The 15,393-nt window shown below is 75.0% G+C and carries 11 protein-coding genes; 6 read left to right on the top strand and 5 right to left on the bottom strand.

What is annotated here, in order from left to right:
• Positions 1-61: 61 nt before the first annotated feature.
• The gene (locus ACRYR2_RS02110; RefSeq protein ID WP_432561166.1) at positions 62-553 is read right to left on the bottom strand and encodes a ribose-5-phosphate isomerase; all 492 of its coding nucleotides are present in this window, start codon (positions 551-553) and stop codon (positions 62-64) included.
• A gap of 36 nt (positions 554-589) precedes the next feature.
• Between ACRYR2_RS02110 and ACRYR2_RS02115 the strand changes: the two genes are divergently transcribed.
• Positions 590-1,285: a DUF429 domain-containing protein gene (locus ACRYR2_RS02115; RefSeq protein WP_432561167.1), complete on the top strand. Its 696-nt coding sequence runs from the start codon at positions 590-592 to the stop codon at positions 1,283-1,285.
• 3 nt (positions 1,286-1,288) lie between these two features.
• Here the strand turns inward: ACRYR2_RS02115 and ACRYR2_RS02120 are convergent, their stop codons facing one another.
• Positions 1,289-1,912: a mycothiol-dependent nitroreductase Rv2466c family protein gene (locus ACRYR2_RS02120; protein ID WP_432561168.1), complete on the bottom strand. Its 624-nt coding sequence runs from the start codon at positions 1,910-1,912 to the stop codon at positions 1,289-1,291.
• A 155-nt stretch (positions 1,913-2,067) separates the two neighbouring features.
• On the opposite strand from ACRYR2_RS02120, the gene pepN reads away from it, so the two are divergent.
• Entirely contained in the window at positions 2,068-4,626 is a 2,559-nt protein-coding gene (gene pepN, locus ACRYR2_RS02125; protein WP_432561169.1) for an aminopeptidase N, read from the top strand.
• Positions 4,627-4,707: 81 nt separating this feature from the next.
• Positions 4,708-5,250, top strand: coding sequence for an N-acetyltransferase (locus tag ACRYR2_RS02130; protein ID WP_432561170.1), 543 nt, complete (start codon positions 4,708-4,710; stop codon positions 5,248-5,250).
• Here the strand turns inward: ACRYR2_RS02130 and ACRYR2_RS02135 are convergent.
• Positions 5,210-8,176 (bottom strand): BTAD domain-containing putative transcriptional regulator, encoded by a 2,967-nt coding sequence (locus ACRYR2_RS02135; RefSeq protein ID WP_432561171.1) that lies wholly within the window; start codon positions 8,174-8,176, stop codon positions 5,210-5,212. The genes ACRYR2_RS02130 and ACRYR2_RS02135 overlap by 41 nt on opposite strands.
• Before the next feature lie 178 nt (positions 8,177-8,354).
• Positions 8,355-10,496, bottom strand: coding sequence for a 4-alpha-glucanotransferase (gene malQ / locus ACRYR2_RS02140; RefSeq protein WP_432561172.1), 2,142 nt, complete (start codon positions 10,494-10,496; stop codon positions 8,355-8,357).
• Positions 10,497-10,605: 109 nt separating this feature from the next.
• Here malQ and ACRYR2_RS02145 point away from each other — a divergent pair, with 109 nt between their 5' ends.
• Together ACRYR2_RS02145 and ACRYR2_RS02150 are read left to right on the top strand one after the other, a co-directional pair.
• On the top strand, positions 10,606-12,801 hold the full coding sequence (locus ACRYR2_RS02145; RefSeq protein WP_432561173.1) for a prolyl oligopeptidase family serine peptidase: 2,196 nt from the start codon (positions 10,606-10,608) through the stop codon (positions 12,799-12,801).
• A 31-nt stretch (positions 12,802-12,832) separates the two neighbouring features.
• Positions 12,833-13,921: a mechanosensitive ion channel family protein gene (locus ACRYR2_RS02150; RefSeq protein ID WP_432561174.1), complete on the top strand. Its 1,089-nt coding sequence runs from the start codon at positions 12,833-12,835 to the stop codon at positions 13,919-13,921.
• Between the two features lie 16 nt (positions 13,922-13,937).
• On the opposite strand, the gene ACRYR2_RS02155 is transcribed toward ACRYR2_RS02150, so the two are convergent.
• Complete coding sequence (locus ACRYR2_RS02155; RefSeq protein ID WP_432561175.1) at positions 13,938-14,498, bottom strand: TetR/AcrR family transcriptional regulator; 561 nt, start codon at positions 14,496-14,498, stop codon at positions 13,938-13,940.
• A 67-nt stretch (positions 14,499-14,565) separates the two neighbouring features.
• On the opposite strand from ACRYR2_RS02155, the gene ACRYR2_RS02160 reads away from it, so the two are divergent.
• Positions 14,566-15,354, top strand: coding sequence for an alpha/beta fold hydrolase (locus ACRYR2_RS02160; RefSeq protein WP_432561176.1), 789 nt, complete (start codon positions 14,566-14,568; stop codon positions 15,352-15,354).
• Positions 15,355-15,393: the final 39 nt, after the last annotated feature.

The following is a 15,393-nucleotide window of genomic DNA, read 5'->3' on the forward strand; positions in this document are numbered from 1 at the left end:
ACCGGGCGGCGAGCTCCCGGACCTTGCGCAGGACGGTGCGCCCTTCGGGCAGGCGAGCCGATCAGGCCCCTTCGCCGGCCTGCTCCGTCGACAGCGGCGGCAGCTGCCCCGTGCGCGCGTACTCGTCGAGCATCTCGATGCGGCGCACGTGCCGGGGGTCGTTCGAGAACGGCGTGGCCAGGAAGGTCTCGGCCAGCCTGGTCGCCTCCTCGACGCTGTGCATGCGGGCCCCGATGCCGACGCACTGGGCGTCGTTGTGCTCCCGCGCCAGCCGGGCGGTCTCCTCCGACCAGGCCAGCGCGCAGCGGATGCCCGGCACGAAGTTGGCCGCGATCTGCTCGCCGTTGCCCGAACCGCCGATGACGATCCCCAGGCTGCCGGGCTCCTCGGCCACGGCGTGCGCCGCGCGCAGGATGAACGGCGGGTAGTCGTCGAGCTTGTCGTAGGCGTGGGCTCCGTGGTCGACGACGTCGTGGCCCTGCTCGCGCAGGTGGGCGACGAGGTGTTCCTTGAGCTCGAAACCGGCGTGGTCGGTGCCGACGTGGACGCGCATGGCGCAAGCTTGGCAGCCCGCTGCGACGATCGCCGGATGGGGTCTGCCGGAGCGGTCGTGCTGGGGGTGGACGGCCGGCGCGGCGGCTGGGCCGTGGCGGTCGTGCAGGCCGGGCGTGCGCGGACCCGCCTGCAGGAGTGGGTGACCCTGCCCCGGCTCGACACCGGGGCGCTGTTCGCCCTGGCCCGTGACGCCGGCGCGCGCGCCGTCGGTCTCGACGTCCCCGTCGGGTTGCCGCGCCACGACTGGCGCCCGGTGGACCTGGCCGCCAAGCGCGCCCTGGGCGCCGCCCACGCCCGGGTGTTCCTCGTCCCGCCGCGCGCCGTGCTGGCGGCCACCGACTACGGCACGGCCCGCGTCCGGTGCCGGGAAGTGCTGCACGGCAGGGGGTTGTCCGCGCAGACGTGGGGTCTGCGCGGTCCCGTCCTGGCCGTCGACGAGGCGCTCGCGCACGACCCGTGGGCCCGCGCGCACGCCGTGGAGACGCATCCCGAGCTGAGCTTCGCGGCGATGACGGGCGCGGTCCTGCCGTCGAAGAAGACGCCGCCCGGGCGGGCCGCCCGCCGAGCCGCCCTGGCCGGCTGGCTCGACGGACCGCCGGCTCCGCCCGGCGACGACCACCTCGACGCGGCGGCGTGCGCGTGGTCGGCGCTGCGCTGGGCGACCGGAACCGCACGCGTCCTCGGCGGCGAGGAGGACGAGCGCGGCCTGCCGATGCGGATCGTGGTGTGAGGCTCAGTCGAAGACGGGCCCCTGGGTGCGGGTGCGCTTGAGCTCGAAGAAGCCGGGGGTGCCGGCCACCAGCACGCAGCCGTCCCACAGGCGGCCGGCGTCCTCGCCCTTGGGCGCGGGGGTGACGACGGGGCCGAAGAACGCGACGTCGTTGAACGCCACGACCGGGGTGCCGACGTCCTCGCCGACCTTGGTGATGCCCTCGGTGTGCGAGGCCCGCAGCTCGGCGTCGTAGGTCTGGCTGTTGGCGGCCGCGGCCAGGTCGGCCGGCAACCCCACCTCGGCCAGCGCCTCGGCGACGACCGCCCCGAAGTCCTTGTTGCCGCCGGGGTGGATGCGGGTGCCCATGGCCGTGTACAGCGGGAGGACGACCTCCTCGCCGTGCAGCAGGCGGGCAGCGGTCACGACGCGGACCGGACCCCAGGCCCTGGCCATCAGTTCCTGGTACTCCGCGGGCAGGTCACGGCCCTCGTTGAGCACCGCCAGGCTCATGACGTGCCAGCGCACGGTGACGTCGCGGACCTTCTCCACCTCCAGCATCCAGCGGGAGGTCATCCAGGCCCAGGGGCACGCGGGGTCGAACCAGAAGTCGGCGACAGCCTTCTGCGCAGCGTTCTCGGTCGTCATGGACCCCATCCTGCTCCGCACCCGCGACACCCGCCCGGGCGGTGTCCACGCGGGCGGCCGGGGCTCGTGTCGGCGCCGCGTGGCAGAGTTCTCCGGGTCGTCGGCGGAGCCTTCGCCGGCGCCGCGGATGACATCCCGATCGAGAGGACGTGCCGGTGCCCGGCGAGAACCTGACGCGCGAGGAGGCGCGGGCCCGTGCGGGGCTCGTGCAGGTCGAGCACTACGACGTCGACCTGGACCTGACCACGGGGGCGGAGACGTTCCGCTCCACCACGACGGTGCGGTTCACCGCCACCGCGGGGGCCTCGACCTTCGTCGACCTCATCAGCGCGGCCGTCCACGAGGTCGTCCTGAACGGGACGTCGCTGGACGTGGGCGCCGTGAACGACGGCGTGCGGATCCAGCTCGACGGCCTGGCCGCCGAGAACGAACTGCTCGTCGTGGCCGACTGCCGCTACATGAACACCGGCGAGGGCCTGCACCGCTTCGTCGACCCGGTCGACGACGAGGTCTACCTGTACTCGCAGTTCGAGGTCGCCGACTCCCGGCGGGTCTACGCCGTCTTCGAGCAGCCCGACCTCAAGGCCGAGTTCACCTTCACCGTCACCGCGCCGGCGCACTGGCGCGTCATCTCCAACTCCCCCGTCGCCGGGCAGCACCCGGTCGAGTCGGGCACCCGCTGGACGTTCGAGAGGACGCCGCGGCTGTCGTCCTACGTCACCGCGATCATCGCCGGGCCGTACGAGGGCTCGCAGGACTCCCTCGTCTCGGCCGACGGCCGCACGATCCCGCTGGGCGTCTACTGCCGCAAGTCCCTCGTGCAGCACCTCGACGCGCACAACGTCGTCACCACCACGAAGCAGGGTTTCGAGTTCTTCGAGCGCGAGTTCGACCGCCCGTACCCGTTCGCCAAGTACGACCAGGTGTTCGTCCCGGAGTTCAACGCCGGTGCGATGGAGAACGCCGGCGCGGTGACCTTCGTGGAGAACTACGTCTTCCGCTCCAAGGTGCCGCAGGCGACGGTGGAACGTCGCGTCGTGACGGTGCTGCACGAGCTGGCGCACATGTGGTTCGGCGACCTGGTCACCATGCGCTGGTGGAACGACCTGTGGCTCAACGAGTCCTTCGCCGAGTTCGCCTCGACGCTGGCCGCGGCCGAGGCCACGGAGTGGAAGGGCTCCTGGACGACCTTCAACTCCCTGGAGAAGTCCTGGGCCTACCGGCAGGACCAGCTGCCGACGACGCACCCGATCGTCGCCGAGATCAACGACCTCGAGGACGTCGAGGTGAACTTCGACGGCATCACCTACGCCAAGGGCGCCAGCGTCCTGAAGCAGCTGGTGGCCTACGTGGGCCGCGAGGAGTTCCTGGCCGGGGTGCGCGCGTACTTCGCCCGGCACGCCTTCGGCAACACCGAGCTGGTGGACCTGCTGCGCGAGCTCGAGGCGACCTCGGGCCGGGACCTGAGCGCGTGGGCGGCCGAGTGGCTGGAGACCGCGGGCGTGGCGACCCTGCGCCCGGTGGTCGAGACCGACGCCGAGGGCACGATCACCGCGGCGACGTTGCAGCAGGAGGCGCCCGCGGCGCACCCGCACCTGCGGGCGCACCGGATCGCCATCGGCTGCTACGACCTGGTGGACGGGACGTTCGAGCGCACCCACCGCGTCGAGCTCGACGCCGCCGGGGCGAGCACCGACCTGCCGCAGCTGGTGGGCCGCAAGCGCCCCGACCTGCTGCTGGTCAACGACGACGACCTGGCCTACGCCAAGATCCGCCTGGACGAGGTCTCGCTGGCGAACGCCCTGCAGCACCTGGACGCGTTCCGCGACTCCCTGCCCCGCTCGCTGGTCGCGGCGGCGCTGTGGGACATGACCCGCGACGGGGAGTCCCCCGCCCGCGACTACGTCGACCTGCTGCTGGGCACGCTGCTGGCCGGCGACGCGGCCCGGGCCGACTCCACCGTCGCACTGGTGCTGCTGCGCCAGCTGACGACGACGGTCGAGCTGTACACCGCGCCGGCGCACCGCGAGGAGGTCCGCGCGCGGACGTCCTCGACGCTGCTGGAACTGCTGCGCGCGGCGGCGCCCGGCAGCGACACCCAGCTGCAGTTCGCCCGCTCGTTCGCCTCCTTCGCGCGCAGCGACGAGCACCTGGCCGTCATCGCCGGGCTCTACGACGGGTCGCAGACCATCGAGGGCCTGGACGTGGACGCGGACATGCGCTGGGCGCTGCTGACCTCCCTGGTGGCCGGTGGCGCCGCGGGTCCGGAGGCGATCGACGCCGAACTGGCGCGCGACGCCACCGCGACCGGTCAGCGCTCCGCGGCCGCCGCGCGCGCAGCGGTCCCGACGGCGCAGGCCAAGCAGCAGGCCTGGACCGACGTGGTGGTGGAGGGCGACCTGCCCAACGCCGTCCAGGCCTCGGTCATCGCCGGTTTCGGCCGCGCCCACGACGACGAGCTGCTGCGCCCGTTCGTCGAGCCGTACTTCGCGGCGCTGCGCGGGGTGTGGGCGGACCGGACCAACGAGATGGCCCAGCAGATCGTGACGGGCCTGTACCCGCTCGAGCTGGCCGACGCCGCCCTCGTGGAGCGGACCGACGCCTGGCTGCAGGCCGAACAGGACGCGCCGCCGGCCCTGCGCCGGCTCGTGCTGGAGAACCGCGACGGTGTGGCCCGCGCCCTGCGCGCCCAGGAGCGTGACGCGCAGCAGTGACCCGCGGTGGTTCCGGGGCGGTCCGCCGTCCCGGAACCACGGTGCAAGTCGGGCGCAAGGACGTTGCGCCACGGTGGGGACATGACCGAGACCCCACCACTGCGGAGCGCGCCGGGGGCGTGCGGCTGGCTGCCCTCCTGGTTCGTGCACCCCACCCACCTCGAGCTCGACTGCGGTTTCCACCTGCGGCCCCTGCGCGCCGTCGACCTCGACCTCGACCTGCCCGCGGTCCTCGGCTCGCGCGCGTCCCTGCACGCACGGTTCGGTGCGGCGTGGGGCTGGCCCCCGGCCGACCTGGACGCCGCCGCCGACCTGCGGGACCTGCAGCGGCAGGAACGCGAGATGGCCGAGCAGGTCTCGTTCAGCTACGGCGTGCTCGACGAGGCCGAGGACGCCCTGGCGGGGTGCGTCTACCTGGATCCGCCCCGTGGAGGTGCCGGTCCGGGCGCGGACGTCGACGTGTCCTGGTGGACGGTCGACGCCCACGCGGGGTCGGCGCTGGAGGCCGAGCTGCCCGGCGCGCTGCGGGACTGGCTCGCGCGCGACTGGCCGTTCACCCGGCCGCGGTTCGTCGGCGTCGACCTCAGCTACGAGGACTGGTCGCGACTGGCCGAGCCGTCGTGAGCGCAGCCGTCGTGGGCACCGTCACCGTCGCGGCCCCGGACTCCGCCACCGCGGTCCGGGCCAGGGCGACCACCTCCGCGAGCGTGGCCGACCGGCCGCGCTCGCCGGCCTGCTGCAGCTGGTGCTCGTCGAGCATCCCGCGCAGGGCGCCGGCCGCGGCCACCGCCGCGGCGGCGTCGCGCGGGTAGTAGCGGTAGACCTCGAAGCCGACGGTCTCGCGCGCGGCCTCGGCCGCCGCCGACAGGGCCGCGAGCAACGGTGCCGCGTGCTGGTCCGCAGGAGCGGTCCGGCGGACCAGCAGCACGACGAGCGCCTCGAGGAAGTACGACAGGTTGGCCAGGTCGCCCATCTGCTCGGACAGCAGCACCCCCTCCAGCAGGGTCACCGCCGCCCGCTGCGGGGCGACGTCGGCCTCGATGAGGGCCAGGTTGTACAGCGCCATGTAGGTCGCCAGCCGGTCACCGACCGCGCGGGCGAGTTCCAGGCCGGTCGTCACCTCCGCGCGCGCCGCCTCGACGCGCCCCGCGCGCCAGGCGACGGTGGCCGACCAGATCCGGTTCAGCCGCACGATCCACGGCCCCCAGCTGTCGGCCGGCAGCGGCTCGGCCAGCGCGATGGCGAGGCGGTGGGCGGCCGCGGCCGTCTCCAGGTCCCCGTCGACCAGGGCGCAGATGCCCAGACCCGCCTCGCAGTGCGCGATCGCCGCGTCCCGTTCGGCGGGCGGGCAGTCGGTCAGGGCCCGCGCACCGGTCAGCCCCTGCTGCCAGGCGGCGCGGGCCGCCGGGCCGTCGCCCTGGGCGAAGGCCATGGCGGCGCAGGCGGTGAGGGCCCGCACGGTCGCCGTGCTCACCACCGGGGACGGTCCCGCCGTGGCCGTGCGCACCACCGCGTCGGCGCAGCGCCGGCCGGTGCGCAGGTGACCGCGCAACCACCAGAACAACCAGCTGCCCCACACCAGGCGCCCACCCAGGTCCTGCTCGCCGGCCGCCACGGCCCAGTCGAGGGCGGCCAGCACGTTGGGGTGCTCGGTGTCCATGCGCTGCAGCCAGAGCACCTGCTCGGCGTGCCGGTAGCCGACCGTGGCCCGCTCGGCCAGGGCCGCGTAGGCCAGGGCGTGCGCCCGTGCGGCCTGCTCGCGTTCGCCCTCGGGCAGCAACCGGCGGGCGTGCTGGAGGGTGGGCTCGAGCATGGCGTACCGCGGCGGCAGCCCCGAGGCCGTCCCGGCGAAGTCGACCGTCACGAGCGAGTGCTCCACGAGCACCTCGAGCCGGTCCAGGACGTCGGGCCCCTCGACCACCTCGAGCTGCTCCAGCGTCCAGCCGCCGGTGAAGACGCCGAGCCGGCGGAACAGGCCCTGGCTGGCCTCGTCGAGCAGGCCGTAGCTCCAGTCCAGCGTCGCCCGCATCGTGCGCTGGCGTTCGGGCAGGTCGCGCGCGCCCCCGGCCAGCGCCTGGTCCAGCCGGCGCAGCAGGTCGTGCACGTCCAGGACGCGCACCCGGGCGGCCGCCAGTTCCAGCGCCAGCGGGATGCCGGCCAGCGACCGGCAGATCTCCTCGACCGCTCCCGCAGTGCGGGCGTCGAGGCGGAAACCGGGGGCGACCGCGACCGCCCGCTGGACGAACAGCTCGCGCGCCGGGGCGGCGGCCAGCGGCTCGACGCGGTGCTCCACCTCCCCGCCGACCCGCAACGGTGCCCGGGAGGTGACCAGGACGCACAGCCCGGGGCACCGGCCGACGAGGGCGGCGACGTCGGCGGCCGCTTCGAGCAGGTGCTCGCAGTTGTCCAGCACCAGCAGGCACCGGGCGGTGCCCAGCCGGGCGACGACGTCGTCGAGGACGTCCTCGTCCGTCGCCGTCGGCAACCCCACCGCACGGGCCACGGCGGGCAGCACGGCCGAGGCCTGCGTCAGCGCGGCCAGCGGGACGAACCACCCGCCGCCGGGGAAGTCCGCCCGTGCTGCCTCGGCCACCGCGGCCGCCAGCCGGGTCTTGCCCACGCCGCCGGTCCCGGTGAGGGTCACCAGCCGTGAGCTCCGGACGAGCCCGACCAGCCGTGCGACGTCGTCGGCCCGGCCCACCAGCGACGTGGTGGCCGTCGGCGGCACCGCCGCGCGGGCCGGAGCGGGAGGGTGGACCTCCTGCGCGGCGGCGGGTGCGGGCCCGTCCAGGGAGGGGTCCTGGCGCAGCACCAGGTCGCGCAGCCGGCGCAGCTGCGGGCCGGGGTCGATGCCGAGCTCCTCGCCCAGCAGCCGCCGGCCCTCGTCGAGGACGTGCAGCGCCTCGGCCTGCCGGGAGCTGCGGTAGAGGGCCAGGGCGAGCGCCGCGCGCAGGTCCTCGTGCAACGGGTGGGCGGCCACGAGTTCGCCGAGGCCGCCCACGGCCTCCCGGTGCCGGCCCAGGTCCAGGTCGACCCGGGCCAGCAGTTCCAGGGCCTCCAGCCGCCGTCCCTCCAGCCGCCGGGCCTCGGTGCGGGCGAACTCCGCGGGAACGTCGGCGTAGGCCGGGCCGCGCCACAGGGCCAGCGCCTCGGTCAGCGTGGTCCGGGCCGCGTGCGGGTCCTGCCCGGCCAGGGTGCGTGCGTCCGTGAGCGAGCGCTCGAAGACGACCGCGTCCAGGCCGTGGGCGGCGAGCACCAGCTGGTAGCCGGGGGCGCGGGTGCGCACGGCCTGCCGCGCGCCTGAACGCTCCAGCGCCTTGCGCAGCCGGGACACCGAACTGTGCATCGTGGAGGTCGCCGGCCGGATCCCGGCCTCGCCCCACACCCGGTCGGCCAGCACGTCCGCGTCCACGACACGGCCCGCGTCGACCGCGAGCGCCGCCAGCACGGTGCGCAGCGAGGGCCCCAGGGGCACCGCTGCGGTGCAGGTGCGGACCTCGACGGGACCCAGCACGCGAACCCGGACGCCCCTGTCCTCCTCAGCCGGCACGGGCACACGTTATCCAGGCGTGACACGTCCGGGGGTGCGTTCGGGGCCGACAGCCGGCTGCAAGCCGCCTGCAAGGTCAGCCCGGGAGAGTGGGGCGTGCACCCCAGGGGGGGGAGGGCGGTGCCGGAACGGACGGGGGGGTCCGTTCCGGCGCCGGGCGCACTCGGCGCCGAGGGCTTCAGAGACGCAGGCCCTCGGTGACCGCTCGCGCCAGCGACTGCACCCGGGGATCGCCGGCGAGGTCGTCGAGGAGCACGACCTTCCCGTCCGGCCCGGTCAGCGGCATCCGCCAGTTCGGGTACTCGTCGGAGGTGCCGGGCTGGTTCTGGGTGCGGCGGTCGCCGACGGCGTCGACGAGGGAGACCCCGACCAGCAGCGACGGCGAGAGCGTCAGGTAGCGGTGCAGCGCCTCGACGGTGCTCTGCTCGTCGGCCCCCTCGGCCAGCAGGCCCCTGTCGCGCACCAGCCCCAGGATGCGTTCCTGCTCGGCGGCGTCGCGGGCTCGCTCCTCCTGCACGGGTCGGGTGAGCAGGCCGAGCCGGTCGCGCAGCGCGACGTGCTCCTGGGCGAGGTAGCCGGCCGTCGGTGGCAGGTCGTGGACGGTGACGCTGGCCAGGGCGAGTTCGCGGAAGGCCTCCGGCGCCTTGGGGTGCTCACCGTCGTACTCGAACCACAGCACGGCGCTGCCCAGGATGCCGCGGTCGGCGAGGTAGTCGCGGACCCAGGGTTCGACCGTGCCCAGGTCCTCGCCGACCAGGACGGCCCCGGCCCGGTGGGCCTCCAGGGCCAGGATCCCGATGAGGGCCTCGTGGTCGAGCGTCACGTAGGTGCCGGCCGAGGGCGCAGCCCCCTGCGGGATCCACCACAGCCGGAACAGCCCGATGACGTGGTCGACGCGCAGGCCACCGGCGTGCCGCAGGATCGTGCGGACCATGTCGCGGAACGGGGCGTAGGCCAGCTCGGCGAGCCGGTCGGGCCGCCACGGCGGCTGGCTCCAGTCCTGCCCCTGCTGGTTGAACGCGTCCGGCGGCGCACCGACCGTCACCCCGCGCGCCAGGGCGTCCCCGAGGGACCAGACGTCGGCGCCGTCGGGGTGCACGCCGACGGCGAGGTCGTGCACGATGCCGGGTCCGGTGCCGGGCGAGGTGGCGGCGTCCTGGGCCCAGCGCAGCTGCTCGTCGCACTGCCACTGCAGCCAGCGGTGGAACTCGATGCGCTCGGCCAGCTCGGCGGCCAGGCCGGAGTCCTGCACGGCCTGCGGGGAGGCGGCCTCGGCGGGCCAGTCGGCCGCGGGCAGCCCGAACCGCTCGGCCAGCGCGCACCAGGTGGCGAAGCCGGTCAGACCCGGTTCCTCCGAGGCGGCGTAGCGCTGGAAGGCGGCCTCTCGGGCGGGGGAACGACCGTGGGCGTGGACGACCTCCAGGGCCTGCTTCTTCGCCGCCCAGGTCGCGTCGCGGTCGATCTCGCCGGGGTCGAGGTCGGCCGGCCGGACCCGTTCGGCGAGCTCCTCGACCAGGGCGCGGTCCGCGGGTGAGAGGTAGGCGACCTCCCGCACGTCCTCCACCCGCAGGTAGACGGGGTTGACGAACCGCCGGGTGGTCGGCAGGTAGGGCGAGGCCTCCATCGGCGGGACGGGCTGGGCGGCGGCCAGCGGGTTGACCAGCACCCAGCCGGCGCCCTGGTCGGCGGCGATCGCCGTCAGCTCGGCCAGGTCGGCGAGGTCGCCCACCCCCCAGGAGCGCTGCGAGCGCACCGAGTACAGCTGCGCCTGGTAGCCCCAGCTGCGACCGGACTGCAGCGTCGGCGGCAGCTCCAGGACGTCCGGGGTGACGACGAGCGGGCAGTGGGCCTCCCCCGTGGGGGTCCGGGCCTTGAGCACGTGCCAGCCCAGCGGCAGGTCGTCGGGGACCTCGAAGGTGGCGCGGCCGGTGAGCCGGCCGTCGACGTCGACGGGGTCGATCCAGCGGTCGACCTGCCGCAGCGGAGCCCACCCGTCGCCGCCCTCGAGCTCGACGTGGACGTCGACGGGGTCGCCGTGCGGGACGTGGACGGGCACGTGGTGCGCGCGTCCTTCCCGGGTGACGACCACCGGGGGCAGCACCCGCCGCCAGGGTCGCAGCTTCACCTCGTGCAGCGCCTGCGCGATCGCCTCGCGGCCGGACACGTCCAGCCCCATGGCGCCCAGCACGGCGGTCACGGTGGCCGCAGGCACGCTGGTCTGCTCGCCCTGCCAGTCGGTGAAGGTCGTGGAGACCCCGCAGGCCTTCGCGAGATCGGTGAGGTCGGCGCTGAGGTCGGCGCTCGGCACGTCGGTGGCCACCCGGCGACTCTGCCAGAGGTGCCGCCCCCGTGCCCGTCAGAGCGCGGGCGCGCCCGGGTCCGCGTGGGCGACCGGCGGGTGTCGGGCGCTCTGCCTAGGGTGGTCGGCCATGAGCACCCAGACTCCCGCGGCCACCGGCACGGGTCCGGAGCCGGGACGGCAGGGCCCGGGCCCGGGGCTGGCGCCCCGTCTCGACGTCGTCGACGAGCTGCACGGCGTGGCCGTGGCCGACCCCTACCGCTGGCTCGAGGACGCCGACGACCCGCGCACGGTGGCGTGGTCGCAGTGGCAGGACGAGGCCTGGCAGCGGTGGGCCCAGCAGCTGCCGGGCCGCGACCGACTGGAGGCGCGGGTCCGCGAGCTCATGGCGACGGGGTCGGTGGGCACGCCGGTGCACCGCGGTGACCGGGTGTTCCGGACCCGTCGCGAGCCCAGCGCCGAGCACGGTGTGCTGCTGGTGGCCGATCCCGGCGCCGAGCCCCGCGTGCTGGTCGACCCGGTCGCGCTGGACCCCTCGGGCACGACGACGCTCGACGGCTGGCGGCCCGACGTCGAGGGCGAGCTGGTGGCCTACCAGCTGTCCGAGGGCGGCAGCGAGGAGAGCGTGCTGCGCGTCCTGGACGCCACCACCGGCGAGGTCGTCGACGGCCCGGTCGACAGGGCCCGCTACTCCCCCGTCGCCTGGCTGCCCGCCACCGGTGAGGGGCGATCACGAGCTTCGAAGGCCTTCTACTACGTCCGGCGGCTGCCTCCGGAGCAGGTCCCGGCCGACGAGCGGCAGTACCACCGCCGCGTCTACCTGCACGTCGTCGGCACCGCTCCGGCCACCGACGTGGAGGTCTTCGGCGAGGGCCGGTCGAAGACGAACTACTACGGCGTCTGGACCTCCCGCGACGGGCGCTGGCTGATCGTCACGGCCTCCGACGGCACCGCCCCGCGCAACGACGTCTGGATCGCGGACCTGTCCGCCGGTGATCCGGCACGGCCGCGGTTCCGCACGGTCGTGGAGGGGCGGGACGCCAACACCGGCGCCTGGGTCGGCCGCGACGGGCGGCTGTACGTGTTCACCGACCTCGACGCCCCGCGCGGCCGGCTGGCCGTGGCCGATCCGCACGCGCCCGGGGTGGAGGGCTGGCGCGACCTGGTCCCGCAGGCCGAGGCGCTGCTGGACGACGTCGCCGTCCTGGACGGGCCGGAGCTGGACGATCCCCTGCTGGTGGTCGGGTGGACCGAGCACGCGGTGAGTTCGGTGACGGTGCACGACCTGGGGACGGGCAGGCAGCTCGAGGGACCGGCGGGCCGGGTCGAGCTGCCGGGCGCGGGGTCGATCGGCGGGCTGGTCGGCCGCCCCGAGGGTGGCCACGAACTGTGGTTCGGCTACACCGACGCCACGACCCCGACGTCGATCTGGCACTTCGACGCGCGCACCCGCGACCTGACCGTCGAGGCGGCTCCGCCGGGGGCGGTGCAGGTGCCCGCCGTCGTCAGCCGGCTGCTGGAGTACCCCTCCACCGACGGGACGGTCGTGCGGCTGCAGGTGACCGCGCGCCGGGACCTGCTGGACGGTGACGGGATCCCGCGCGAACCGGCGCCGACGATCCTGTACGGCTACGGCGGGTTCGGGATCAGCCTGTCCCCGCACTACGCCCCCGACACCCTGGCCTGGGTCGAGGCCGGCGGTGTGTACGCCGTGGCGAACCTGCGCGGCGGCGGCGAGGAGGGTGAGGACTGGCACCGCGCCGGGATGCGCGGGGCCAAGCAGAACGTGTTCGACGACTTCCACGCGGCGGCCCGGTTCCTCGTCGCGCAGGGTTTCACCACGCACGCGCAGCTGTGCGTGCACGGCGGCTCCAACGGCGGGCTGCTGGTGGGGGCCGCGCTGACCCAGGAGCCGGCGCTGTTCGCCGGGGTGGTGTGCTCGGCGCCGCTGCTGGACATGGTCCGCTACGAGCTGCACGGCCTGGGCGCGACGTGGAACGACGAGTACGGGACGGCGGCCGAGGCGCAGGAGTTCGGCTGGTTGCACTCCTACTCCCCCTACCACCGGGTGGTGGAGGGGACGGCGTACCCGGCGGTGCTGTTCACGGTGTTCGACGGGGACAGCCGGGTCGACCCGCTGCACGCGCGCAAGCTGTGCGCCGCCCTGCAGCACGCGACGTCCTCGGACCCCGCGGCGCGGCCGGTGCTGCTGCGCCGGGAGAGGGACGTCGGGCACGGTGCGCGGTCGGTCTCGCGCAGCGCGGGCCTGGTCCGTGACACCCTCGCGTTCGCCGCGAAGGCCACCGGCCTGTCCCTGGCCGACTGACCCCACGCCTGCGAAGGAGTTGCTCCACCCCGTGCTGGACTCGATCACCGAAACGCTCGGCGCCGTCTCCACCGACGACGCCACGGCCGGCGCCCAGGACGTCGTCACGTTCCTGCTCGACAAGCCGTTGAAGATCGTCGTCATCCTGCTGGTCTGCTGGATCGCACGGTTCCTGCTCATGCGGCTCATCGGCCGCGTGGCGGCGGGGATCGCGACCGGCGCCGGCAAGCTCGGCGGCGGCCGCAGGAACGCCCTGCTGGAGTCCTCCCCGCTGCTGAACGAACGGCGTCAGCAGCGGGCCGAGACGCTGGCCTCGGTGCTCAAGAGCACCGTGACGTTCGTCGTCGGGATCCTGGCGATCCTCATGGTGCTGGACACCGTCGGCATCGCGATCGCGCCGTTCCTGGCCTCGGCCGGGATCGCCGGTGTCGCGCTCGGGTTCGGTGCGCAGGCGCTGGTGAAGGACTTCCTGTCCGGCATCTTCATGCTGGCCGAGGACCAGTACGGCGTGGGCGACTCCGTCGACCTCGGGGACGCCTCGGGCACCGTCGAGGCCGTCGGGTTGCGCGTCACCCGGCTGCGCGACGTCAAGGGCACCGTCTGGTACGTCCGCAACGGCGAGATCCTGCGCGTGGGCAACCAGAGCCAGGGCTGGGCGCGGGCCGTCGTCGACGTGTCCGTCGCCTACGGCGAGGACCTCACCCACGCCCAGCGGGTCCTGCAGCGCATCGCCGACTCGCTGGTGGCCGAGGAGGAGTGGAAGGACCTCGTCATCGACGCGCCCGAGGTCTGGGGCGTGGAGCAGATGACGACCGACGGCATCGTGCTGCGCCTGGTCGTCAAGACCCGGCCCCTGCAGCAGTGGGCCGTCCAGCGTGAACTGCTGCGCCGCATCAAGGCCGTGTTCGACGCCGAGGGCATCGAGTTCCCGCCGACCCAGCGCACGGTGTTCCTGGGCCACGACGGTGAACGGAACGGCCGGCGCGAGGAGGGCCCGGCGCAGCGGCGGACCGACCCGGCGCAGGCCGTGGTGTCCCAGCCCCCGCCGCCCAGCGAGGCCGACGTGGTCGCCGCCGACGCCGCGGCCGCCGACGCGGCGAACACCCACCGGGGGCTGTGAACGGCCGGCAGCCGCCTCACGACAGGATCCCCCGCAGCAACCAGTCCAGCCCGACCCGGAAGCTGCGCTCGACGGCGGCGTCGTCCAGCGGCCGGTCACCGGGGGCGGGCGCGGCGAACGCCGCGACGCCGATGGTGTGCACGACGAGGACCCGCACGGCGTCGGCGACGTCGTCCCGGCCCACCCCGGCGGCGAGCAGCTGCGCCGTCATGAGCTCCCCGAGCCGCACGGCGTGCGGACCGCGCGCGCCGGAGCGTTCGAGGTAGAGCGGGACGAGGTCGCGGTGGGCCAGCAGGACGGCGTAGGTGCCGGTCAGCACGGCGCGCAGGGCCTCGGCCGGCCCGAGGCCGGCGGTGGGTTCGGGAACCTGCGCCAGCACGTCGTCGAGCAGGACGTCGAGCAGGTCGGCGCGGCTGCCGACGTGGCTGTAGAGCGTGTTGGGCGCCACCCCGAGGCGACGTGCGACCGAGCGCATCGACAGCGCGGGGTAGCCCTGCTCGGCGGTGATCGCGCGCGCCGCGGCGAGGACGTCCGCGCGGGCGACGCCCGCGCGCTGACCGGGTCTGCGGGAGGTCACTGGACAAGCGTACTGGACGGCGTACAGTAGAGCTGGACAGCGTCCAGTTCACTCGAGGAGGCTCACCGTGCTCACCGGAACCGCCGCCGGCGTCCCCTACGTCGTCCTCCCGCCCGCCACCGCCCGCCCCGAGGCACCCGTCGTCGTCGGCTGGCACCTGCTGGACCCACCCCGCACCCCCGAGGCCTTCGCCGCGGCCCTCCCGCTGGAGGGGCTGGACGCGTGGCGCGTCTTCCTCGGCCTGCCCCTGTCCGGCAGCCGGATGCCGGCCGGCGGGTTCGAGCAGGTCCTGCGCCTGGCGGCGCGGGACGTCATCGCCGAACTGCACGGCCGGATCGCCCTGGAGGCGCTGGCCGAGTTCCCGGCCGCGTTCGCGGCGATCCGCACCCGACTCGGCCTCGGCGACGGACCGGTCGCGCTGCTCGGTGGATCGATGGGCGCCATGGTCGCCCAGCTGGTCGCGGCCTCCGGCGCGCTCGACGTGCGGGCGCTGGCGCTGGTGAGCCCGCTGGTGGACCTGCGCGCGACCCTGCCGTTCATCGCCGAGGCCCTGGGCATCGAGGTGAGGTGGACGCCGGAGAACGAGGCGACCGCGGACCGGATGGACTTCGTGCGCCGGGCGGGTGAACTGGCCGGCCTGCCGCTGCTGGTGGTCACCGGCGACGAGGACGTCCCCGTCTTCCTCGACGTCGTGGCGGCGCAGGCCGGGCGGCTGCCGGGGGCGCGGCAGGAGCGGATCGCCGGGATGGGCCACGCGCTGGCCGACGAGCCCGGCACCGGTCCCGCTCCGCAGACCCCGCACGCCGCGCAGGTCGACGCGGTCGTGACCGCCTTCCTGCGCGAACACCTGTCCTGACGTCCGGGTCGCGGGGTGCGGCGGGCGCTCGGAGACTGG

It is taken from the genome of Kineococcus deserti (genome assembly GCF_050871945.1).
Taxonomy (GTDB): Bacteria; Actinomycetota; Actinomycetes; order Actinomycetales; family Kineococcaceae; genus Kineococcus.